At 72.3% G+C, this 21989-nt stretch carries 26 protein-coding genes; 15 read left to right on the top strand and 11 right to left on the bottom strand.

The annotated features are described in order from the left end of the window. The 4 genes from H0487_RS15355 to H0487_RS15340 all read left to right on the top strand — a co-directional run. Positions 1 to 452: ATP-binding cassette domain-containing protein (locus H0487_RS15355; RefSeq protein WP_183095105.1), on the top strand; the 452-nt coding region annotated here is incomplete at its 5' end. Next, entirely contained in the window at positions 449 to 1738 is a 1290-nt protein-coding gene (locus tag H0487_RS15350; RefSeq protein ID WP_183095104.1) for an ABC transporter permease, read from the top strand. The genes H0487_RS15355 and H0487_RS15350, both read left to right, overlap by 4 nt. Then, a complete protein-coding gene (locus H0487_RS15345) occupies positions 1735 to 2292 on the top strand; it encodes a hypothetical protein (protein WP_183095103.1) in 558 nt (185 codons plus the stop codon). Before H0487_RS15350 ends, H0487_RS15345 begins: the two co-directional genes overlap by 4 nt. Continuing rightward, a complete protein-coding gene (locus H0487_RS15340) occupies positions 2289 to 2519 on the top strand; it encodes a hypothetical protein (protein ID WP_183095102.1) in 231 nt (76 codons plus the stop codon). Before H0487_RS15345 ends, H0487_RS15340 begins: the two co-directional genes overlap by 4 nt. On the opposite strand, the gene H0487_RS15335 is transcribed toward H0487_RS15340, so the two are convergent. Then, positions 2504 to 3463, bottom strand: coding sequence for an esterase/lipase family protein (locus H0487_RS15335; protein WP_183095101.1), 960 nt, complete (start codon positions 3461 to 3463; stop codon positions 2504 to 2506). The genes H0487_RS15340 and H0487_RS15335 overlap by 16 nt on opposite strands. An 89-nt stretch (positions 3464 to 3552) precedes the next feature. Between H0487_RS15335 and H0487_RS15330 the strand changes: the two genes are divergently transcribed. Continuing rightward, positions 3553 to 4176 (top strand): TetR/AcrR family transcriptional regulator, encoded by a 624-nt coding sequence (locus H0487_RS15330; RefSeq protein ID WP_183095100.1) that lies wholly within the window; start codon positions 3553 to 3555, stop codon positions 4174 to 4176. Here H0487_RS15330 and H0487_RS15325 read toward each other — a convergent pair. From H0487_RS15325 to H0487_RS15310, 4 genes are all read right to left on the bottom strand, one after another. Further along, positions 4173 to 5741, bottom strand: a complete 1569-nt coding sequence (locus H0487_RS15325; protein WP_183095099.1) for a calcium-binding protein — start codon at positions 5739 to 5741, stop codon at positions 4173 to 4175. The genes H0487_RS15330 and H0487_RS15325 overlap by 4 nt on opposite strands. A 63-nt stretch (positions 5742 to 5804) precedes the next feature. Further along, positions 5805 to 6029 (bottom strand): biotin/lipoyl-binding carrier protein, encoded by a 225-nt coding sequence (locus H0487_RS15320; RefSeq protein ID WP_183095098.1) that lies wholly within the window; start codon positions 6027 to 6029, stop codon positions 5805 to 5807. A 52-nt stretch (positions 6030 to 6081) separates the two neighbouring features. Next, positions 6082 to 7122, bottom strand: a complete 1041-nt coding sequence (locus H0487_RS15315; protein WP_183095097.1) for a hypothetical protein — start codon at positions 7120 to 7122, stop codon at positions 6082 to 6084. Positions 7123 to 7132: 10 nt separating this feature from the next. Continuing rightward, positions 7133 to 7933 (bottom strand): carbon-nitrogen hydrolase family protein, encoded by an 801-nt coding sequence (locus H0487_RS15310; RefSeq protein ID WP_312855966.1) that lies wholly within the window; start codon positions 7931 to 7933, stop codon positions 7133 to 7135. A 63-nt stretch (positions 7934 to 7996) separates the two neighbouring features. Here H0487_RS15310 and mobA point away from each other — a divergent pair, with 63 nt between their 5' ends. The 4 genes from mobA to H0487_RS15290 all read left to right on the top strand — a co-directional run bounded on the left by mobA (position 7997) and on the right by H0487_RS15290 (position 10826). Next, positions 7997 to 8614 (top strand): molybdenum cofactor guanylyltransferase, encoded by a 618-nt coding sequence (gene mobA / locus H0487_RS15305; protein ID WP_312855965.1) that lies wholly within the window; start codon positions 7997 to 7999, stop codon positions 8612 to 8614. Between the two features lie 48 nt (positions 8615 to 8662). Then, positions 8663 to 9025, top strand: coding sequence for a DUF6457 domain-containing protein (locus tag H0487_RS15300; RefSeq protein ID WP_183095096.1), 363 nt, complete (start codon positions 8663 to 8665; stop codon positions 9023 to 9025). Between the two features lie 183 nt (positions 9026 to 9208). Next, on the top strand, positions 9209 to 10186 hold the full coding sequence (locus tag H0487_RS15295; protein WP_183095095.1) for an NAD(P)H-quinone oxidoreductase: 978 nt from the start codon (positions 9209 to 9211) through the stop codon (positions 10184 to 10186). Positions 10187 to 10223: 37 nt separating this feature from the next. Continuing rightward, a complete protein-coding gene (locus H0487_RS15290; RefSeq protein WP_183095094.1) occupies positions 10224 to 10826 on the top strand; it encodes a bacterial proteasome activator family protein in 603 nt (200 codons plus the stop codon). A 23-nt stretch (positions 10827 to 10849) separates the two neighbouring features. Here the strand turns inward: H0487_RS15290 and H0487_RS15285 are convergent, their stop codons facing one another. The 4 genes from H0487_RS15285 to H0487_RS15270 are packed head-to-tail and all read right to left on the bottom strand — an operon-like array spanning position 10850 to position 14757. Further along, entirely contained in the window at positions 10850 to 11548 is a 699-nt protein-coding gene (locus H0487_RS15285; protein ID WP_183095093.1) for a hypothetical protein, read from the bottom strand. A gap of 40 nt (positions 11549 to 11588) precedes the next feature. Continuing rightward, complete coding sequence (locus tag H0487_RS15280) at positions 11589 to 12428, bottom strand: HAD family hydrolase (protein WP_183095092.1); 840 nt, start codon at positions 12426 to 12428, stop codon at positions 11589 to 11591. Between the two features lie 11 nt (positions 12429 to 12439). Next, the gene (gene serS, locus H0487_RS15275) at positions 12440 to 13711 is read right to left on the bottom strand and encodes a serine--tRNA ligase (RefSeq protein WP_183095091.1); all 1272 of its coding nucleotides are present in this window, start codon (positions 13709 to 13711) and stop codon (positions 12440 to 12442) included. A gap of 38 nt (positions 13712 to 13749) precedes the next feature. Continuing rightward, on the bottom strand, positions 13750 to 14757 hold the full coding sequence (locus H0487_RS15270) for an aldo/keto reductase (protein WP_312855964.1): 1008 nt from the start codon (positions 14755 to 14757) through the stop codon (positions 13750 to 13752). Between the two features lie 39 nt (positions 14758 to 14796). On the opposite strand from H0487_RS15270, the gene H0487_RS15265 reads away from it, so the two are divergent. Further along, positions 14797 to 16374, top strand: a complete 1578-nt coding sequence (locus H0487_RS15265) for a bifunctional phosphatase PAP2/diacylglycerol kinase family protein (RefSeq protein WP_183095090.1) — start codon at positions 14797 to 14799, stop codon at positions 16372 to 16374. A gap of 31 nt (positions 16375 to 16405) precedes the next feature. On the opposite strand, the gene H0487_RS15260 is transcribed toward H0487_RS15265, so the two are convergent. Next, the gene (locus tag H0487_RS15260) at positions 16406 to 16795 is read right to left on the bottom strand and encodes a DUF4446 family protein (protein WP_183095089.1); all 390 of its coding nucleotides are present in this window, start codon (positions 16793 to 16795) and stop codon (positions 16406 to 16408) included. 60 nt (positions 16796 to 16855) lie between these two features. Here H0487_RS15260 and H0487_RS15255 point away from each other — a divergent pair, with 60 nt between their 5' ends. The 5 genes from H0487_RS15255 (at position 16856) to H0487_RS15235 (ending at position 21331) form a co-directional block, all read left to right on the top strand. After that, positions 16856 to 17686 carry a prephenate dehydratase gene (locus tag H0487_RS15255; protein WP_183095088.1) on the top strand — a complete coding sequence of 277 codons (831 nt, stop codon included), beginning with the start codon at positions 16856 to 16858 and terminating at the stop codon, positions 17684 to 17686. 7 nt (positions 17687 to 17693) lie between these two features. Continuing rightward, complete coding sequence (locus H0487_RS15250) at positions 17694 to 18515, top strand: ion transporter (RefSeq protein WP_183095087.1); 822 nt, start codon at positions 17694 to 17696, stop codon at positions 18513 to 18515. A gap of 45 nt (positions 18516 to 18560) precedes the next feature. Further along, positions 18561 to 19799 carry an arginine deiminase gene (locus tag H0487_RS15245; RefSeq protein ID WP_183095086.1) on the top strand — a complete coding sequence of 413 codons (1239 nt, stop codon included), beginning with the start codon at positions 18561 to 18563 and terminating at the stop codon, positions 19797 to 19799. Between the two features lie 97 nt (positions 19800 to 19896). Beyond that, positions 19897 to 20265, top strand: coding sequence for a Crp/Fnr family transcriptional regulator (locus H0487_RS15240; protein WP_183095085.1), 369 nt, complete (start codon positions 19897 to 19899; stop codon positions 20263 to 20265). Positions 20266 to 20272: 7 nt separating this feature from the next. Then, a complete protein-coding gene (locus H0487_RS15235) occupies positions 20273 to 21331 on the top strand; it encodes an adenylate/guanylate cyclase domain-containing protein (RefSeq protein WP_183095084.1) in 1059 nt (352 codons plus the stop codon). Between the two features lie 93 nt (positions 21332 to 21424). On the opposite strand, the gene H0487_RS15230 is transcribed toward H0487_RS15235, so the two are convergent. After that, positions 21425 to 21989, bottom strand: a 565-nt coding sequence (locus H0487_RS15230) for a DUF5926 family protein (protein ID WP_220793450.1), incomplete at its 5' end; no start/stop codon positions are given.

The following is a 21989-nucleotide window of genomic DNA, read 5'->3' as shown; positions in this document are numbered from 1 at the left end:
CCCACGTGCTGTCCTACCTGTGCTGGCTCCGCAAGATCCGGCGGCCGGCCGCCCGGCGACGGATCGAGGCCGTCATCGAGGCCGTCGGGCTCACCGATCGCGCCCATCAGCGCACCTCCGAGCTGTCGGGTGGCATGCGGCGCCGGCTCGCCCTGGCTGCCGCGCTCCTCAGCGAGCCGCGGCTGCTCCTCCTCGACGAGCCGACGACCGGGCTCGACCCCGAGCAGCGCGCGGGCGTCCGGAGCATCATCGACGGCCTCGACCGCGACCGCCTGGTGGTCATGAGCAGCCACGTGATGGAGGACGTCGCGAGCGTGACGTCCACGATCGTGGTCCTCCACCAGGGCGAGGTGCTCCACCACGGCGACACGGAGACGTTCATCGCCGAGCGTGGCGGGCCGCACGCGTCCGCCGAGCTGGCCTTCCTGTCGACGATCTCGGACCGGCGATGACCCGGCCCGCGACGACCGGGCCGCGCACGGAGTGGCTGGGGTCCTGGCGGGTCCGGCTCGCGCTGCTCGCTGCCCTGGTCGCCACCGGCCTGGTGCCGGTCCTCACCGACCACGGCCGCTGGCTCGGCTCGTGGAAGGTCGCCCTCGACACCGCGACGTTCAGCGTGACCCTCCTCGGTCCGTGCGCGGCCGGGATCGCCGCCACCATCTATGTCCGCGTACGCCGTTCCCAGGTCGCCGACCTCTTCGCGGCCTCGCCGCGGCCGTGGCAGGCCTGGCTCGCGCCGGCGGTGGGCGTCTGGCTGCTGGCCACGCTCGGCCTGGTCCTCATCGCGCTCTTCACGACCGCGACCGCCTGGCTCGCCGGCGCCTACGCCGAGCCGGCCCTGGCCTGGATCCTGCTGGCCACCTCGGCCGTGATCGCTGCGCAGGTCGCGATCGGAGCCCTCATCGGGGGCACCACCGGCCAGTACTGGTCGGCACCCTGGGCCGCCGTCGCGACGTTCACCCTGTTCATCCTCACCAGCATCGGCGTCATCCCGGTCGTCTTCCGCACCGGCGGTGTGAGCGGCGCGCTGGCCGGCGAGACCTTCGACCCGGCGACCTTCGCGTTCCAGGCAGTGGTCGCCGTCGGCCTCGCCGCCGGCGCGATGGCCCTCTCCCACCGCGACCTGTTCGCCCTGGCCTCGCGTGGCGGCAAGGCCCTCACCGTGCTGACCGCGCTGACGGCCGTGGTCGCGCTGCTCGGGTTCAGCCACGGCCGCGAGCGCTATGTCCCGGCGTCCTCGGTGACCTACGAGTGCCGCGAGGGCCGGCCGACCGTGTGCCTGCCGCGTGACGCCCGGCGTCCGCTCGGCGACCTCTTCGTCCAGGCCCAGGAGGTGGCCCGGCACCTCGAGGCGGCGGGCGCCGTCGTGCCTGCCCGGTTCGTCGCCACCCCACCCGGGGTCTCACCGGAGCCCGGCGACGGCGTCATCCACTTCCAGGACGACGAGGACCTCGCCGCCCACGTCGACGTCCTGGTCGCCGCCCGGTCGCTCGCCACACCGGCGCGGTGCGGGGCGTTCTTCAGCGACGACCCGCGAGCGCTGCCCGACACCTACTTCCCGACCTTCCGCGCGCTGGTCGGCTGGTTGCTGGTCCAGGTCGGCGAGGTCAGCCCGCCAGCCGACGAGGAAGGGTGGTGGCGGCTCCCGGTCACGCAGCAGCGCCCCTGGGTCCGCGCGACGTACGACGCGCTCGCCGACTGTCGGCTGGGCGACCTGCACCCGCCTGAGGTCCGGTGATCGCGACGCTGCGTGCCTGGGGCGTCGTCCGCACGACCCTCCTCGCCGTGGTTGCCGTCGTCCTCGTCGAGACCACGGCCACCGACCAGTTCAGCGTGCCGCCGTTCTCGTTCGCGCTCAACGGCTGGAGCCTGCTGCCGCCGTTGGTCGCGGTGTCCTTCGCCGAGCCCCTCGTCGACCGCTCGCCTCAGCTGACCGCCCACGCCACCCGGTCCCCGGTGGCGATCGGGCTGGGCCGGCTCACGCTGTCGACCGCAGCCCTGACGCCGGTCGCGGCCTACGTCCTCACCGCGCCCGAAGGTCCCTGGGTCGTGCCGTGGCTGGTCGCGGCCGCCGCGGCGGCTGCGACCGCGGTCGCCCTGGCCCGGTCCTGGTACTGGGTGCTCCTCCTCCCGTTGTCGTTCGGGTGGATCCAGCACACGCACGGCAGCTTCCCGGGACCCGACTTCGCTGCCCCCGTGGCCCTCCTGGTGCCGTGCGCGGTGGGAGCGGCGGCACTCTCGGTGGCGCGCTTCGGACAGGATGTTGCAATACGAACTAGACTCGCCCCATGACCACCTGCTCGACCTGTGGCCGGAGCGCCGGCGGGTCCTACGGCGTCCTCGGCCAGGCCCAGTGCGCCCGGTGCCGCGACAAGACGATCGGGCTGGCCGCCGGCCTCCAGCACCACAGCATCGGCGAAGCCGCGGCCCTCATCGGACCCGACGACGATCCCCGCCGCGACGGCGGCGGCATCCTGGCCTGGATCAGGCGGGCACTCGGTCGTCAGCGCCGCCAGTAGCCGCGCAGCGGCGGCTCCTCCTGGACCGTGTGCTGCGGATAGTCGGTCAGGATGCCCAGCCCGAAGGTCGGCAGCGCCGGGAGCGCACTGATGACCTGCGGGTCGAACCCGCACCGGAGGTCGACCCGCGCCGACCGGCCGGGGCCCGGGTGGCGCAGGGCGTCGAAGGTGAGCTGGAAGAACGGCGTCTCGGCGATGATCGTGAGGTGCTCGGCGAGGTCGAGCGGGCACAGGTCCTGGAGCAGGTAGTTGCGCGCTCCCCGGGCGACGATCCGCGACGCCTTCGGCTGCGGCGTGACGATCTCGTCGTACCGGGTGGCGAAGGCGGTGTAGGAGACGCCGCGTGGCAGCGGTCGCCGGGCGAGCGCTTCGAGCAGGTCCGAGCCGGGCGTGAACTGCTGGAACGCCTCTGCGCACGGCAGGGCGCACAGCAGCGAGGCCTGGTCGGTGCCGTAGGTGAACGCGCCTGCGTAGGAGATGAAGTCCTCGACCTTGCCGGCCAGGTCCGGCCAGATCCGCAGGGCATAGCTGGGCAGGAAGGCGCCCTGGCTGTGGCCGATGACCGCGATCTCGCGGCCCGACAGCCGATAGGTACGCCGGATCGCGTGGACGACGAACTCCACGTTGTGCTGGAGGTCGCCCATGCCTCGGTCCGGGATCACGACGGTGCAGTAGGGGTGGCCTCGCCGGGCCAGCTTGTCGTAGAAGTTCCACGCGAAGTTCTCGTCGGGCACCGCACCGGTGCCGTGGACCAGCAGCACGGCACGCTTGGGGGCGGAGCGGATGTCGGACGTGCACTCCATCGCCGCCTCGAGCTCGGCGCGGTCGGCACGCAGCACGGGGCCGGCCGGGGTCGCGCCGCGCACGGGCGACAGCAAGCCACCCCCGACGAGGGCGAGGACGGCGACCGCCAGGACGGCGGGCGAGCGGAAGCGACGGCGCATCAGGACTCCGGGATCGAAGGAGGGCGAAGCATCGAACAATAGGTTCAAGTCACTCGACTTGTAAATCGCGTCCGACTAGGGTTCCGCCCATGAGCAGCCCCGAACCGGCGTCCCCCCCGACCCGGCGCAGCCACGCCGAGCGCCGCCGGACGACGCAGGCACAGCTCATCGAGGCGACGATCGAGAGCCTCGTCGAGGACGGGTGGTCCGGCACGACGACCCGCTCGGTCGCCCAGCGGGCCGGCGTCAGCCAAGGTGCCCAGCAGCACTACTTCCCGACCAAGCGCGCGCTCGTCGAGGCGGCCCTCGCCTCGATCCTCGAGGAGCAGCAGTCCCTGGCGGCGACCTGGTCGATCCCCGACGCGGCGGGCGAGCGCGCGGCGTTCGTCCTCGACAAGCTCTGGGAGATCCACTGCCTCCCGGTCAACCAGGCCGTCCAGGAGCTACTCACCGTGGCCCGGACCGACCCTGAGACCGCCGACGCGATGTCGCGGCTGGTCGTCGAGGCCGAGCGCCAGGCCGTCGCCGCGGCCGGGATCGTCATGGCGGAGGCCGCCGGCCGTCCCGGGTTCGCGGAGTGGGTGCGCACCAGCGTCGCCACGATGCGCGGGCTCGTCGGCGTCGCCGCCGTCGGCGACCCGAGCCGGTCCGACCTCTGGCCCGACGCCCGCGCCGTGCTGCTCCGCGGCCTGCCTCGGGACGAGAAGTCCTAGGGCGTGACCGTGATCGGGCCGGCGCTCTCGAAGTCGAAATTGTTGTAGGTGTCGAGGACACCCACGTCGACGGCGTAGGACCCGGCGGGCACGTCGGACCGGAGCTCGCACCACCCCGCCCAGGCGCCGTCGAGGATCGTCCCGCCCGTTCGGTAGAGGCGGTAGTCCCGGCACAGGAGGCTGCCCTGCAAGGGCTCGTCCGCGGCCAACCGGACCTCGAGCTGCCCGCCCTGTACCCCGCTGGGATCAGCAGCCGAGAAGGTCACCAGGACCAGGTCGCCCGGGGTGTAGGTCGCCGCATCGGTGGCGAGAGCGGTGATCGTCGGCGGTGTGCTCTCAGAGGTCGCACCGATGACGAAGCCGTAGCGCTGCACCTGCTCGGACGGGTAGCCCAGTCTGTCCGTGGCGGAGAAGGCGACCTCGTAGGCACCAGCAGGAGCGGAGGCCGGCACCGTGCACACCTTCTCCGCGAGGGTGACCGGACCGACGTCCGGCTCGAGCGCCGTCATCGGACCGCTGCACCACGACACGGCAACGCCGTTGCGGGTGGTCGACGCGACGACCTGGTCGGTGCCAGCGACCTCGTCGACGATCACCTCGAACCGGACCTGCTCACCGGGCGTCAGCCGATGCGGGGACTGATTGACCCGGAGGACCGGACCCACGTCGTCCGGCGTGCACTTGACCAGGGTGTCGGCGGGATCGACGTCGCAGGCGTTGGTGAAGCCACCGTCGGTGCCGGCGTCCTCGCCGTTGATCCGGTCAGCGCCCGGCCCGCCCAGCAGGATGTCCGTCCCACCGCCGCCGGTCATCTTGTCGTCGCCCGCCTCTCCCCGCACGAGGTCGTCGCCCTGGTTGCCCGCCAGGGTGTCCGCCCCACCACCGCCGACGACGAGGTCGTCACCCTCACCACCGTCGAGGCCGTTCGGACCGCCGTTGCCGGTCAGGGCGTCGTCGTGGAGTGAGCCCCCGACCTTCTCGATGTCGTTGCCGACGTTGTCGCCCTCGCCGGAGGGGCCGTCGTTGGCGATTGCGTCGAGAGTGACGATGACGCGCCGGGGCGCCGCGTAGTGGCTGAGGGTGTCGGTCCCGACGCCCCCGATGACGACGTCGGCACCGGCGTCCCAATACAGGGTGTCGTTGCCGCCCTGGCCGTCGGCGGTGTCGTTCCCTGCTCCGCCGCCCAAGCTGTCGGGACCGTCGCCGCCCAGCATCACGTCACGACCGGCTCCCCCCCGCAGGGTGTCCTGGCCGCCGCCCCCGACCAGCCGGTCGTTCCCGTCACCGCCGTCGAGCAGGGTGTATCGAGTGGCCCCCGACTCGAGACGATCGTTGCCCGCGCCTCCGAGGAGGACGTCCTCCCGGCCGCCGCCGCTGAGGATGACGTCGTTGCCGCCCAGCCCGCAGATGACGTCGTTGCCGGCCGTCCCCTTGAGTCGGTCGTCACCGCTGGTGCCCTTGACCGTGCACGCCTGTGCCCCGGCCGGGGAAGGCGACAAGGCGACAGGAACGAGCGTCGCTGCTGACAGCGCGAGCGCAACCGCGAGAGCAGTGGGCCGAATCATCCGGTCAGGCTAGGTGTCGACCGGGCGGACGGGAGCGGAACGACGAAAGCCGTCCGGCTGACCTCAGCCCAGCTCGACGAGCAGGTCGCCCTCCTGGACGACGTCGCCGGTCGTGACCTTGACCTCGGTGACGATGCCACCGACCTCGGCGATCACCGGGATCTCCATCTTCATCGACTCCAGCAGGAGCACGGTGGCGCCTGCCTCGACCGTGTCGCCGACGGCCACGTCGACGGACAGCACGTTGGCGACCATCTCGGCCCTGATCTCGGTCGAGCGACTGCGCATGGAGGTGACGCTACGGGTTACTTCCCGGTACCCGGGCATCGCATGGGTCACATCACAGCAGGGCGGCGGTCCGCGGCGGCTCCGGCCGCACGGCAGCCTCCTGCTCGGCGACACGGCGGCGACGCCCGGCGTTGCCCGTCAGGGCCAGGTCCAACCGGATCACGACGAAGGCGATGACCAGGCCCACGGCGAGCCCGTAGACCGCCGACAGCACGACCTCGGAGAGCGCGACGGCCGGGTTGCCGAGCGACGTCGCGACCGGTGAGGTCGCGGCCACGCCGAACGCACACACCCACCAGCCCTGCCGGCGCCGAGCGCGCATGTGGCACCCGTAGGCGAGAGCAGGCACCCCCAGGACAGCGACGATCGGTCGCGGGAACGCGCCCAGCTGCTCCCGGCTCCAGTCGACCCGGTCGAGGAGCCAGTCGACCAGGCCCGTCGACCCGTAGCGCCGCAGCAGCTCGGCGTACAGCAAGGTGGCGAGAAGCATCGCGGCACCGACGGCCACCACCGCGACGCCACGACGGCCAAGACCGTGCAGGCCGGCGCCGAGACGGAAGACCAGGATCTCCGCGCTCACGAGGGCCAGACCGAGCCCGAGGTACTCGAACCGGGTGACATCGATCGACGGCTCGAACCCTACGGCCGCCATCGCGCCGATCCCGGCGAGCCCCATCCCGATGAGGCACTCCCGGACCGAGGCGAGGAAGGACCGCGCCGGCACCGTCGCCATCACGCCGAACACGGCGGACACGACGGTGGTCAGCACCGCTGCACCGGTGGTGAGGACATCGCGGTCGACCCAGGCGGCCAGGACACCGATGCCGATCGCCAGCACACCGAAGATGACCGGTCGGCCGCCGGTGCGCGCCGCGAGCGCCCACGCGTACGCCGACGCGACCGTCACCGACCCGGTGATGCCGAACCACTCCGGCCCCACCGGCACCATCGCGCAGCCGAGCAGGGTCGCGCCGCCGAGCACGAGGGTCGCCCACGCCAGGAGCGGCAACGGGGACCGCGCGATCCCCGACACCCGCTGCTCCAGCCGCGCCGCGGACGGACGCTCGGCCGCGCGGGTGGCATGACGGGACACGGCGCCGACCCTACAGACGGCGGTTGGCGAGCGACGGGTTGGTCCGACGCGCCGCCTCGAGCGTCGTACGGTCCAGCTCAGCGGTGAGCACCACCGGCACCCCGGCGTCCCCGGGCCCGGCCTCCGTGACGACCTCACCGAGCGGGTCGACGACCATCGAGTGGCCGGTGTAGCGCGGTGCCGGCTGGCCCACGGCAGCGACGAAGACGGTGTTCTCGATCGCGCGCGCCAGGACCAGCGTCCGCCAGTGGTGGACCTTCCGCGGACCCGCGACCCATGCGGCCGGGACGACGATCAGCTCCGCGCCCGCGTCGACGAGGCGCCGCGCCAGCTCGGGGAACCGGAGGTCGTAGCAGGTCATCAGGCCGACCTGCCAGCCCCCGACCGTGACGACGGTCGGCTCGATGGGGCCGGCCGTCAGCCGGTCGGACTCCCGGTAGCCGAAGGAGTCGTAGAGGTGGACCTTGCGGTACGACGCGCGGGCGGCGCCGCGGACAGCCAGCGTGTTGAACGGCCGCGCCGGGTCGTCGCTCCGCTCGAACATGCCGGCCACCACGGTCGCGCCACGATCGGCAGCGACCCGGTCGAGCTCGGTGGCGAACGGACCGTCCGCCTCCTCGGCGTACGGACTCACGTCGGACCCCGCGTCGCCGAAGTCGCGCGCGAACGCCTCCGGGAAGACCACCAGGTCGCGGCCCTCCGGCATGAGCCGGTCGAGGGCGGCACGGTTGTCGTCGGGGACGAGTCCCGACGCCGCCTGGACGAGCGCCAGCCGCAGCTGACCCGCCGGGGACTCGGTGGTGGACGTCACGATCCCAGTGTCCCCCGCCGTCCCCCACCGGGGCAGGTGCGACCCGTTTGCGAGACTCGAGGAGTGATCCAGCCCGGCCTGACCAGCTTCGCCGCGGTCGTGCTCGCGGGCGGTCAGGCCGCTCGCCTCGGCGGCGCCGACAAGGCGACCATCGAGCTGCGGGGCCGAAGCCTGCTCGAGCACGCGCTCGACGCCGTGATCGACGCCGGCGAGGTCGTCGTCGTCGGCCAGCAGGTGCCCACCGACCGACCGGTCACGTTCGTCGTCGAGGACCCGCCGTACGGCGGTCCGGTCGCCGGGCTGCTCACCGGCCGCGACCTGCTGCTGCGGTCCTACCGCCGGCTGGCCGTCGTCGCGGTCGACATGCCGTTCCTGACCTCGGGGACGCTGCGCCGGCTCGAGGACGCGGCCGCGGGTCGCGACGGTGCCGTGCTGGTCGGACCGGACGGCCGGCGCCAGCTGGCGTTCGTCGTCGACACCGACCGGCTCGACGCCGTACGACCCGACCGGGAGGCGCAGCACGGTCATGCGCTGTGGCCGATGCTCGCGCCCCTCGACCTGGTCGCCGTACCGGCGCTGGATCGTGAGCACCGCGACGTCGACACGTGGACCGACCTGCGCGACCTGGCCGACGACAGCGACCCGACCGAGGCTGCCGACACGCCCGAGTCGGACATCTGACCTCCAAGGGTCTTGTCAGAGGGCTGGGCCGAAGTTCACTCTTGATGAGTGAACCTCCACGACTGGATCGATGAGCTGTGCGACCTCCTCGACGTCGACAGCGAGGCTGACGAGAGCCTGCTCGGCGACCTCGCCGAGATCGCCCACGACAACGTGCACCCGGCAGCCGGGCCGGTGACGGCCTTCCTGCTCGGGTTCGCCGCGGGCGCCCGCGACGCCGGGCCGGACGCGGTCGAGCGGATGGCGGCGAAGGTGCAGGCGCTGGCCGAGGCCTGGGACCGACCAGCCGGTGCCGCGGAACCGCAGGACGCCGACACCGAGGCCGACGACGAGGTCGACGAGGACCTGCGCCACCTCGACGAGATCGACGAGGACGTCGAGGCCGACGAGGACGAGGACGCCCTCGTCTGACGGGCCGAGGGGCAACCCGTGGCACTTCGCGACCGCAACCCTGGCAACTCGCGACCGCAAGGGGGGCAACTCGCGACCGCAAGGGGGGCAACTCGCGACCGCAACCCTGGCAACTCGCGACCGCAACCCTGGCAACTCGCGACCGCAAGGGGGGCGAGTCGGCGGGTGGGTCAGGATGGGGGCATGCGTGCAGTCACCACGAGCGGGCCGGGTGGCCCTGAGGTCCTGAGGGTCACCGAGCAGCCGGACCCGGAGCCGGGGGCGGGCGAGGTCGTGATCGACGTCGCGGCGACGGCGGTCAACCGGGCAGACCTGCTGCAGCGGCAGGGGTTCTACCCACCGCCGCCGGGGGCCTCGGACGTGATCGGGCTCGAGTGCAGCGGGACGGTCGCCGCCGTCGGTGAGGGCGTGACCGGGTTCGAGGTCGGCGCGCAGGTGTGCGCGCTCCTGGCCGGCGGCGGCTACGCGAGCAAGGTCGCCGTCCCGGCCGGTCAGGTCATGCCGGTCCCCGACGGCATCGACCTCGTCACCGCCGCGGCGCTTCCCGAGGTGGCCTGCACCGTCTGGTCCAACGTCTTCATGATCGCCCGGCTCCAGCCCGGGGAGGCCTTCCTCGTCCACGGCGGGGCAGGCGGCATCGGGACGATGGCCATCCAGCTGGCCGCGGCCGCGGGCGCGCGGGTGTTCGCCACCGCCGGCAGTACGGACAAGCTCGACCTGTGCCGGTCGCTCGGTGCCGAGGTCGCGATCAACTACCACGACGAGGACTTCGTCGAGGTCGTCCGCGAACACACCGATGGCCGCGGCGCCGACGTCGTCCTCGACAACATGGGCGCGAAGTACCTCGAGCGCAACGTCAGCGTCCTGGCCGACGAGGGGCGGCTCGTCATCATCGGCATGCAGGGCGGGATCAAGGCCGAGCTCAACATCGCCACCCTCCTCGGCAAGCGCGGCGCCGTGATCGCGACCGCCCTCCGCTCGCGGCCGGTCGACGGCAAGGCGGCGATCTGCGCGTCCGTCGTCGAGAACGTCTGGCCGCTCGTCGCCGACGGCACCCTGCGCCCCGTCGTCCACCAGACGCTGCCGCTCGACCAGGCGGGCGAGGCGCACCGGATCGTCGAGGCCAGCACGCACACCGGCAAGGTCCTGCTCACCCTCTGACGTCTCCCGCCTCAGGAACGCTGACTAGGGTTGCCGCATGAACGAGCAGTCTTCCGACCCGACCGAGCAGCAGATCGTCGTGATCGGCCCCGACGGTCAGCCGATCGCGTCGATGCCGGCGAGCGCTGTCTCCGCGGCGGCCGACGAGGCTGACGGGGATGCCGGGGGTGCCGGCGCGGGCGAGCACGCGCTCACCGACCTGGTCGAGCAGCCCGCGAAGGTGATGCGGATCGGCAGCATGATCCGCCAGCTCCTCGAAGAGGTGAAGGCCGCGCCGCTCGACGACGCCAGCCGCCAGCGCCTCCGCGACGTCCACCAGGCGTCGATCAAGGAGCTCGAGGCCGGCCTCGCGCCCGAGCTCGTCGAGGAGCTCGACCGTCTCTCGCTGCCGTTCATGGAGGACACGACGCCCTCCGACGCCGAGCTCCGGATCGCCCAGGCCCAGCTCGTCGGCTGGCTCGAGGGCCTCTTCCACGGGATCCAGACGGCGATCTACGCCCAGCAGATGGCGGCCCGCGCCCAGTTCGAGCAGATCCGCCGCGCCCTTCCCCAGGGCATGCACCCCGGCGGCCCCGAGGGTGCTCCGCCGGAGCAGCAGCCCTCGGCCGACGAGGGCCGCAGCGGCGGGATGTACCTCTAGGTCCCCTGCTCCGACCCCGCGGGTCAGGCGCGGCCGCGACCGACCCGCGCGAGCAGCAGCAGCCCGAGCACACCGACCAGCACGATGGCGGCGCCCGGCGCCGCCGTCCGGCCGTACGACGGTGCGGAGCCCGCCCCGTCGTCGGGCTCGGCGAAGGTCACGTCCATCGCCGGCGCGGCGCTGTCGTCGAGCGCCGCCCTGAGTGCCGCGGTGTCCCGCGAGCTCAGGCCGTCGGGCAGGGCACGGGTGCCCTTGCACTTCTCGGCGACCAGGTGGTCCATGCCGGTCTGGGTCTCCGCGAAGAACAGGTAGGTCTCGCCGGAGCGGAGCCGGTCGAGCCCGAGCGGGTCGGTCTTGAGGAGGGTGACGACCTGGACCTGCTCGCCCGAGGCCATCGTCCCCTGGAAGACCGCCTTGACCTCGACCGCGTGCCGCCAGCCGGTGACCTGCTTCTCGGTGCCCTGGGGCGGCGCCTCGGTACGGCCCTCGCCGCCGTCGACGGTCCGTCGGGCGACCGAGCCGATCACCTCGCCCTCGAACACGTCGGTCACCGCGTCGGCGCGCTCCTGCACCTCCTCGGTGTTGCTGAGGTCGTACTCGTCGCAGCCGGCGGCGACGCCGGCCGACGGAGCGACACCGGCAGCCGCCGCAGGCGTGAGGCCGAGGGCGCAGGCGAGGACGACGAGGACCAGGCCGAGGGTCGTCCGGAGCGCGCGGGTCACCTGACCAGCCTAGGGGGTGTGCTGGGTGCGGTCAGCAGGCTCATCCGCCGAACCACCGGTCCAGCTCGGCGGCGGCGCCGTCCTCGTCGACCGGTCCGGCCACCGCATCGGCCGCGTCCTTGACCTCCTGGACCGCTTGGCCCATGGCGACCCCGCGGCCGGCCCAGGCGAGCATCTCGATGTCGTTGCGGCCGTCGCCGATCGCGAGCACGTCGGCGGCGTCGACCCCGAGCTCCGCCGCGACGTGCTGGAGGCCGGAGGCCTTGGACACGCCGACGGGCGAGAGGTCCATCCACGCCGTCCAGCCGACGACGTAGTCCGTGCCGTGCAGGCCGAGCTGGGCGGCCATCGCGACGAAGTCGTCGGCAGTCGCCTGGGGATCACGGATGATGACGCGGCTGACCGGCGCCGACACCAGGTCGTCGAGGTGGGTGACGATCAGCTCGCCGCCGAGCTCACCCGGAGGGAACGGCGCGGAGACCCGGTAGCCGACACCGCGCTCCTCGATCGCCACGAGGGCGTCGGGGTGGCGCTCGAGCACGGCGTGGACCGCCGGAGCGGCGTCGAAGGTCTCCTCGTGGACGATCTCCATCGGGGGGTGCCGCACCAGCACCGAGCCGTTGGACGCGACGATCCAGAGCCGGCCGTCGGGCGTCCGCGGGTCCCGCAGGTCGAGCTGCTCGGCGATCGCCGTCATGCTGTGGGGTGCCCGGCCGGACGCCAGCACGACGTGCGCCCCGGCGGTCAGCGCCCGCTGGACGGCGGCGTACACGGCCTCAGGGACCACCTCGTGGGTGGTCCCCTGCCCGTTGATCCACTTGAGCAGCGTGCCGTCGATGTCGAGCGCGACCAGCTTCGGCCGCCAGCCCGGACCCGACACGACGCCCGGCCTCAGACCGGCTCGAGGACGTCGAGGCCGCCCAGGTAGGGGCGCAGCGCCTCCGGCACCCGGACCGACCCGTCGGGCAGCTGGTGGGTCTCGAGGATCGCCACGATCGTCCGTGTGATCGCCGTGAGCGTCCCGTTGAGGGTCGCCGCCGGACGAGTGCCGCCCTCGGCGCGGCTGCGGATGTCGAGCCGTCGGGCCTGGAACTCGGTGCAGTTCGAGGTCGACGTGAGCTCGCGGTACTTGCCCTGGGTGGGGATCCACGCCTCGCAGTCGAACTTGCGGATCGCCGAGAGCCCGAGGTCGCCGGCCGCCACGTCGATCACGCGGTAGGCGAGCTCGAGCTTGTCGAGGAACTCCTTCTCCCAGGCGAGCAGCCGCTCGTGCTCGGCGTAGGACTCCTCGAGCGTCGTGTAGACGAACATCTCGACCTTGTCGAACCAGTGCACGCGGATGATGCCCTTGGTGTCCTTGCCGTGCGAGCCGGCCTCCTTGCGGAAGCACGGGCTGAACGCGGCGTAGCGCTTGGGCAGCGTGGCCTCGTCGAGGATCTCGTCGGAGTGGTACGCCGCCATCGGCACCTCCGAGGTGCCGACCAGGTAGAGGTCCTCGCCCTCGATCCGGTAGACGTCGTCGGCCGCCTGGCCGAGGAAGCCGGTGCCCTCCATCGCCCGGGGGCGCACCAGCGAGGGCGCGATCACCTGGGTGAAGCCGGCGCCGCGTGCCTGGTCCATCGCCATGTTGACGAGGGCCAGCTCGAGCTGGGCCCCGACCCCGGTGAGGAAGTAGAAGCGGCTGCCGCTCACCTTGGCGCCGCGCTCGAGGTCGATCGCGCCGAGGATCTGGCCGAGCTCGATGTGGTCGCGCGGCTCGAAGCCCTCGGCCGCGAAGTCGCGGGGCGTACCGACGTGCTCGAGCACGACGAAGTCGTCCTCGCCGCCGGGCGGTGTCGCCTCGTCAGCCAGGTTGGGGATCGACTTGAGGATCTCGGTCCACTCGTCCTCGGCGGCCCCGCGCGCGGCCTCGGCCTCCTTGACCTCCGCGGCGAGCGTCTTGGTCCGGGCGAGCAGGTCCTGCTTCTCCTCCGGTGACGCCTTCGGGATCAGGGCTCCCAGCGACTTCTGCTCCCCGCGCTTGGCCTCGAAGGCCAAGATCGCCGTACGACGCGCGGTGTCGGCGGCGAGCGCCCGGTCGACCACGTCCGCGGACAGCCCGCGCTTGGCCTGGGCGGCTCGGACGCGGTCGGGCTCGTCGCGGAGGATGCGCGGGTCGATCATGGCCCGAGGCTATCGGGAGCGCCGTACGCCGAACGAATCTAAAAGGGAGCGATCGGCTCGGGGGACGGGAAGATCGCGTCGAGCTCGGCCAGGTCCTCCTCGGTCGGCACCCACGAGCCGGCGGCGGCGTTGGCCCCGACCTGCTCGGGACTGGTGGCGCCGGCGATCACGCTCGCCACCGGCTGCTGCGCGAGCAGCCAGCCGATCGCCACCGTGACCGGGCTGACGCCCCGCGACGCGGCGATCCCGGCGAACCGCTGCAGCTCGGGCGAGGTCGCCGCCCCCAGCAGGTGCTGGCGGGTCCGGGTCAGCCGCGACCCGGCCGGCGCGGTGCCGGACGCGTACTTGCCGGTGAGCAGACCGTTGGCCAGCGGGAAGTAGGGCAGCACACCGAGCCCGTAGGCCCGGCACGCCGGAAGCACCTCGAGCTCTGCGCGCCGGTCGACGAGGTTGTACTGGCTCTGGCTGGACACGAACCGCTCCACCCCGAGCTCGCGGGCGACGTGCTCGGCCTCGGCGATCTGCCAGCCGGCGCGGTTGGAGTGGCCGAGGTAGCGGACCTTGCCGGCCCGCACCAGGTCGTCGAGGGCGCTCAGGGTCTCGTCGATCGGGGTCAGCGGGTCGGGGGTGTGGAACTGGTAGAGGTCGATCCGATCGGTCCCGAGTCTGCGCAGGGACGCCTCGACGGCGGCCGTGAGGTAGCGACGGCTGCCCCGGGCGCCGAAGTCCGGCCCGTTGGCGCCCTGCATGTCCATCCCGAACTTCGTCGCCACGACGACCTGGTCGCGCCGGCCGCGGAGCGCGACACCGAGCCGCTCCTCGGCGAGGCCCGGCCGGCCTCCGTACGTGTCGGCGACGTCGAAGAGGGTCACGCCCGCGTCGATCGCGGCGGCGACGACCCGGTCGGAGCCCTCCTGGGACTCGGTCGCCGTGCCGGGCCGGCCCAGGTTGTTGCAGCCCAGGCCGACGGCCGAGACCACCAGCCCCGACCTACCGAGGCGACGCAGGGGCGGGGTGCCGGTGGGCAGGTCTGCATCCGTGGTCACGAGTACGACGGTAGCGAGCCGACCGGATAGCCTCGCCGGGTGCTTGACCGCCCTCGTCAGACTCCCCTGGGCTTCGCCGTCGCCTGTCTCCTGCTCTTCGGCGTGCTCGCCGTCGCCGTCGGCCAGGACTGGGCCTGGATCGCCGACCTCGACGCCAGCGGCGAGGACATGGCGTCGTGGGCGAGCGGCAGGGACATGTTGCACGACGTCCTCCTGGTGGTCGAGGCGATCTTCGGCACCATCGGCACCGCCGTCCTCACCACCGCGCTCGCGGGCGCGATGTTCGCCAAGGGCCACCGGCGCGCGAGCGCGCTGGTCGTCGCGGTCGCGCTCGTCACCTTCGGGGTCACCCACCTGGTGAAGTGGCTCGTCGGACGCGACCGGCCCGAGTGGCAGTCGCAGACCTGGGTGCTCGACAACAAGGCCTTCCCCTCGGGACACGCCTCGATGGTGACCGCGCTCGCCGGCCTGGCCCTCGTGCTCGCCGTCATGCTCATCCGCCGGGCGACCATCCGCCGCCTCGTGGGGGTGGGCCTGACGGTCGTCGTCGTGGCGGTGTGTGCGGACCGGGTCCTGCTCGGCCGGCACTACTGGACCGACCTCGCGGGCGGCGTGCTGCTCGGCGGCGGGCTGGTCCTGCTCGGGCTGGCGCTCTACAACCCGCTGCCCCGCAGCCACGCGGCCAAGGCGACGCCGCTGCCGCAGGCGTTCCCGTCGACCAACGACCTGGCCGTGGTGCTCAACCCGATCAAGGTCGAGGACGTCGCGCAGTTCCAGGCGATCGTCAACCAGATGGCGACCGAGTCCGGGTGGAAGGAACCGCGGTGGTACCTCACCACGGTCGAGGACTCCGGCACCGGCCAGGCCGAGCTGGCGTCGATCGAGGGCGCTGACCTGGTGATCGTGTGCGGCGGCGACGGCACGGTCCGGGAGGTCTGCGCCGAGCTCGCCGGCACCGGGATCCCCGTCGGCATCGTTCCGGCGGGCACTGGCAACCTGCTGGCCCGCAACCTCGACATCCCTCTCTTCATCCGCGCGGCGATCGACATCGCCCTCAACGGCCAGGACCGGGCCATCGACATGGTCAAGGTGACCGGCGACAACCTCGACGACAGCCACTTCCTCGTCATGGCCGGCATGGGCTTCGACGCCGCGATCATGGAGGGCGTCAACGAGGAGATCAAGAAGAAGGTCGGCTGGCTGGCCTACGTGCTCTCGGCCCTGAAGTCGTTGATGTTCCCGACGATGCGGCTCGAGGTCTCGATCGACGGCGGCGAGTTCACCAAGCATCGCGCCCGGACCTGCGTCGTCGGCAACGTCGGCAGCCTGCAGGGCGGCATGGTGCTCATCCCGGACGCCGCGATCGACGACGGCCAGCTCGACGTCGTCCTGCTCTACCCGCGCCGCTTCCTCAGCTGGATCCCCCTCTTCGTGCGGGTGCTGAGCCGGCGCGAGGAGAAGGCCGGCGACTCGGTCGCCCGCTTCACGGGGCGCTCCGTGACGGTCCGCGCCTCGCAGGAGGTCCCGCGTCAGCTGGACGGCGACCTCATCACGTCGGGCCGCGAGCTGCAGATGGAGTGCATCCACGGCCGCCTGCTGGTCCGCGTGCCGCGCTGACCCCGGCGCGGCCGACCTCGACCGGTCGGCCTCAGGGCCGGGCGTGCGCGATCGCCTCGGTCTCCTCCGGCGAGAGGTCCTGGTCACTGCGCCACGAGGTGACGCTCTTCGCGTAGGTCCGCGCCTCGTTGCGCCCGCGGATCGAGGTCAGCACCACGCCGTCGCCGCCGTCGTCGAGGAGCGCGAGGGACCACGAGAGGGTGCCGCCCATCTCCTCGAACGCGTCGTACCGGACCACCGCGAGGTGCCTCAGCGCGCCGGCGGCCTCGCGCCGGAGAGCAGCGACCTCGCCCCGCAGACCGAGCACGTCGGTCGGCAGGTCGGCGTCCTTGGTCGGCCGCAGCCGCATCCACGTCGAGAGGGCGAGGAGGAGGGCGGCGGCGGCCAGGACGACCGAGAAGAAGGCCAACGCGGTGGGCATGCGCACAAGGTAGAGCGGATCTCCCGACGGGTCGGGCCGACGCGCCACTACCCTGAGCGCATGCCCCGCATCGCGTACCAGGGGGAACCCGGCGCCAACTCCCACCTCGTGTGCAAGCAGCACTATCCGGACTGGGAGTCGGTCCCCTGCGCGTCGTTCGAGGACGTCTTCGCCGTGGTGACCGGTGGCGACGCCGAGCTGGCGATGATCCCGATCGACAACTCCATCGCGGGCCGGGTGGCCGACATCCACCACTTCCTGCCGGAGTCCGACCTCCACATCGTGGCGGAGCACTTCCTCCGGATCGAGTTCTCGCTGATGGCGGTGCCGGGTGCCACCACCGACACCATCCGGACCGTCCACAGCCACGTGCACGCCCTGGGCCAGTGCCGCAAGGTCATCCGCGAGCTCGGACTGACCCCGCTCATCTCCGGGGACACCGCCGGCGCCGCGCGCGAGGTCGCCGAGGCGGCCGACCCGACGCAGGCGGCGATCGCCCCGCCGCTCGCCGCGGAGATCTACGGGCTCGAGGTCCTGCGCGACGACGTCGAGGACGAGGACCACAACACGACCCGCTTCGTCGTCCTCTCACGCGACTTCGTCGCCGCACCGCGAGACGACGGACCGGTCGTCACGACGTTCGTCTTCAACGTGCGCAACCTCCCAGCAGCGCTCTACAAGGCGCTCGGCGGGTTCGCGACCAACGGCATCAACATGACCAAGCTGGAGAGCTACATGGTCGGCGGCGAGTTCGCCGCGACCCAGTTCCTCGCCGAGGTCGACGGCCACCCCGACGACCCGGACCTCAAGCGGGCGCTGGAGGAGCTGGCCTTCTTCACCACCGACATCAAGGTGCTCGGCGTCTATCCGGCCGACCCGTTCCGAGGGTGACCCCGCGGTGACGCTCACCTCCGCCCGCGACGCGGCACGGCGCCTGATCGAGCGACCCACGTTCCAGTGGTTCGTCATCGGGGTGATCCTGCTCAACGCGGCCATCCTCGGCCTGGAGACCTCCGACCGGTGGATGACCGAGTACGGCGACCTCATCCACGTCGTGGGCTGGTGCACGCTCGTCGTCTTCGTCATCGAGCTCAGCCTGCGCCTCTTCGCCGAGGGCTGGCGGTTCTGGCGCGGCGCGTGGAACGTCTTCGACTTCCTCGTCGTGGCGGTCGCCTTCGTGCCCGGGGGCAGCGCCAGCGGCGTGCTGCGGGTCCTGCGGGTGCTGCGGGTGCTCCGTCTGCTCTCGACCGTGCGCTCGATGCGCACCGTGGTCGCGGCGCTGGTCGCCACCATTCCCGGGATGGGGGCGATCGCCCTGCTCCTGGTGATCCTGCTCTACGTCAGCGGCGTGATGGCGACCCAGCTCTTCGGCGACACCGATCCCGAGCACTTCGGGACACTGGGCGAGTCGCTCCTCTCGCTGTTCCAGGTCACCACCGGCGACGACTGGGCCAACGTGGTCCGACCGAGCACCGACGCCCACCCATGGGCCTGGGCCTTCTTCCTCACCTTCGTCGTGATCGCCACCTACATCGTGCTCAACCTGTTCATCGCGGTCGCGGTGGAGGCTCTCAACCACGAGGTCTCGGAGGACAACGCCGAGCTCGCCGGCGAGGTGGAGCAACACCTCGAAGCCTCCGGCGCGACGATCCTCGCCGCGATCGCCGACCTCAAGGAACAGGTGACGGCCCTCGAGGCACGTCTCGACGCCCGGGACTGAACCGCAGACTCCAGATTGTCAGACAATCCAAGTAAGGTGCGTGGCATGAGCGAGAACCCTGGAACTCCCGGAGTCGCCCCTGGCGTGGACAGCGAGGTCGGGCGCCTGCGCACGGTGATGCTCCACCGGCCCGGAGCCGAGCTCCAGCGGTTGACCCCTCGCAACAACGACCGGCTCCTCTTCGACGGCGTCCCGTGGGTGTCGCGGGCCCAGGAGGAGCACGACGCGTTCGCCGAGGCGCTGCGCGGCCGCGGCGTCGAGGTCCTCTACCTCTCCCAGCTGCTGACGGAGACCCTCGCCGACGCCGAGGCCCGGCACCTGGCCATCGAGACCGCGCTGACCGACCTCGACCTCGGCGAGACGCTGCGGCTCTACCTGCGCGGCTTCCTCGGCGACGCCACCCCCGAGGAGCTGTCGGTCTACCTCACCACCGGGATCCGGAACGACGAGGTGCGCGGCGGGTTCGGCCTGGTGACGTCGCTGCTCGCCTTCGACGACTTCCTCGTCGACCCGCTGCCCAACCTGCTCTTCACCCGCGACTCCTCCGTGTGGGTGCGCGACCGGGTCGCGATCACCTCCCTGGCGATGCCGGCCCGCAAGCGCGAGACCCAGCTGACCGAGCTCATCTACGGCCGCCACCCGCGGTTCGCCGGCAGCCAGCGGATCCTGGGCCACCACTTCGAGCACGTCGAGGGCGGTGACGTGCTGCTGCTCGCGCCCGGCGTCATCGCAGTCGGGGTCGGCGAGCGGACGACGCCCGCCGGCGCCGAGCGGTTCGCCCGCCAGGTGTTCGAGACCGGCCTGGCCGAGACCGTGCTCGCCGTACCGATCGCGCAGGAGCGCGCGACCATGCACCTCGACACCGTCTGCACCATGGTCGACGTCGACAAGGTCGTGATGTACCCCAACGTCGCCGACACCCTGACGGCGTACGCCGTCACCCGACGCGGCGACTCCGACCCCGAGCGCCTCGAGCTCGACGTCGCCGCGCCCGAGCCGTTCCTCGTCGCCGCCGCCAAGGCGATGCAGCTCGACACGCTGCACCAGATCGACACCGGCCTCGACCCGGTCGAGGCGGAGCGGGAGCAGTGGGACGACGGCAACAACACCCTGGCCCTCGCGCCGCGACTGGCGGTCGCCTACGAGCGCAACGACGGCACCAACAGCAGGCTGGAGGCGGCCGGCATCGAGGTCATCCGCATCGCCGGGTCCGAGCTGGGGTCCGGTCGTGGTGGCCCGCGGTGCATGAGCTGCCCGATCGCGCGCGATCCGCTCGGTGACTAAGAGACGCACAACTCATGTCCACGACGCCGCGTAGCGGATAGGGTCCAACCAGCGCGATCTGCCGCGCTCATGGGGAGACCTCAGCGAAAGGGTCAGCATGGCAACGTTCTTCGAGCACTTCACCCCGAAGGAGGTCGCGAAGATCAGCGGCCTCGGGCGCCGAGTGCATCTTCCTGAGGGCTGGTCGCCGATCTGGAAGGACACCCCGGCGGACAAGGCCTACATCATCCTCGACGGCACCGTCTCGGTGCGGGTCGACGGCACCGAGATCGCTCAGCTCGGAGCCGGTGACATCGTCGGCGAGGCCGCGATCATGGGCCACTCGCTGCGGACCGCGACGATCGTCGCCCTCACGCCGCTCGACACCATCCACCTCACCGACGAGACGCTCATCCAGCTCGACAAGGAGATGCCGAGCTTCCACGCGGCGCTCCTCGAGGTCGCGCAGTCGCGCGTCAACAACTGACCCACCCTTGAACGCACCCGAGCCGCCGGCCGACGCCGACGCTCCGAGCGAGGCTTCGGCCGGCTCGGGTGCGCTCGACCAGCTCGAGCAGCGCCTGCTCGGGGAGTCCCCGACGCTCACCCAGGTCGAGGTCTCCGAGCAGGCCGGGATCGAGCTCGAGGCATCCCGTGCCCTCTGGCACCTGCTGGGCTTCGCCCACACCGACCCCGACGACCGCGCGTTCACCCAGCGCGATGTCGACGCCCTGCGCCTGACCCAGGACCTCATGGACCTGGGGATCCTCTCCCACGACCGTCAGGACGGGTTGGTCCGCACCCTCGGCCGCAGCTTCGCGCGGCTCGCCGAGTGGCAGGTCGGCCTGCTCGCCGACATCGCCACCGAGACCGGGGTCGACTCCACCGACGCGCTCGTCGGCGGGCTGGCCGAGACCGTGCTGCCCAAGGTGGAGGAGCTCCAGAACTACGTCTGGCGCCGCCACCTCGTCAGCGTCACCTCGCGCCTGCTCGCAAGCACCAGCGCCGGCGCCCGGACCAGCAACGCCGCGGTCTGCTTCGTCGACATCGTCGGCTACACGACCCGGTCGCGGACCCTGACCGATCGCGAGCTGGTGGCGTGGCTCGAGGCGTTCGAGACCGCGGCGCTCGACATCGTCATCGAGAACGGCGGCCGGATCATCAAGAACATCGGCGACGAGCTGCTCATCGTCGCCGACACCCCCCAGGCCGCTGCGGCGATCGCGCTCGAGCTCACCCGCCGCGGTGCCGACGAGGACGACGGCTTCCCGTCGGTCCGGGCCGGGGTCGCCTACGGCGAGGTCGTCACCCGGCTCGGCGACGTCTTCGGACCCGTCGTCAACATCGCCGCCCGGCTCACCAGCGTCGCCCGGCCGGGCACCGTCCTCGTCGACCGCGGCCTGTATGCCGGGCTGACCGGCGCCGACGCGCCGGAGGTCGGCGAGGCCGAGCACGTGCACGACGAGGCGTCGCCCTACCGCTTCCGTCGCGTACGACGACTCTCGGTCAAGGGCTACTCGCGCCTCCAGGCCTGGGCACTCTCCGCCGCCTGACGAACCCGCACGGTTCGGCCGACGAACCCGCACGGTTCGGCCGACGAACCCGCACGGTTCGGCCGACGAACCCGCACGGTTCGGCAGCGCGGATCAGCGGATGGTGACCTGCCGGTTCGCCAACCCGGCGCGGGCCGAGCGCTGCTCGGTGGTCAGCTCGGTGTCGTCGGCCAGTGCCGCCTCGAGGCGCGCCTGGAGCTCGGCCGCCGCGTCCTCGACCCCCTCGACTCCGGTGCCGACGGGCAGCTCCCACACGGGCGCGACGACCCCGTGGGCACGGAACATGCCGATCAGGCGGGCGTCCGCGACGACGCGGTCCTCGCCGGCGGCGTGCAGCCGGGCGAACGCGTCGAGCAGCAGGTCCTCGGGCTGGGGCATCACCCAGCGCAGGAACTCCTTGTCGCCCAGGTGGGTCCAGTAGGCCGCCGGGACCGAGGCGAGCCGGGCGGTCGGTGCGGCCGCGCCCTGGGCCTGGTCGAGGGCGTCGGCGAGCTCCGGGGACTCCTCCACGTCGGAGACCCAGAAGTCGAAGCCGTCGTACAGCTCGACCTGGAGGGGCTCGTCGGCGACGAGGTCCTGGAACCGCGGGCCGGGGCCCGGAGGCTCGGTCAGGCCGATCATGGGGGTGCCGGGCTCGGCGTCGGGCGCCGCGAGCAGG

This window comes from Nocardioides stalactiti (assembly GCF_014180715.1).
Taxonomy (GTDB): domain Bacteria; phylum Actinomycetota; class Actinomycetes; order Propionibacteriales; family Nocardioidaceae; genus Nocardioides; species Nocardioides stalactiti.
This window is presented reverse-complemented; position numbering and strand designations above follow the sequence as displayed.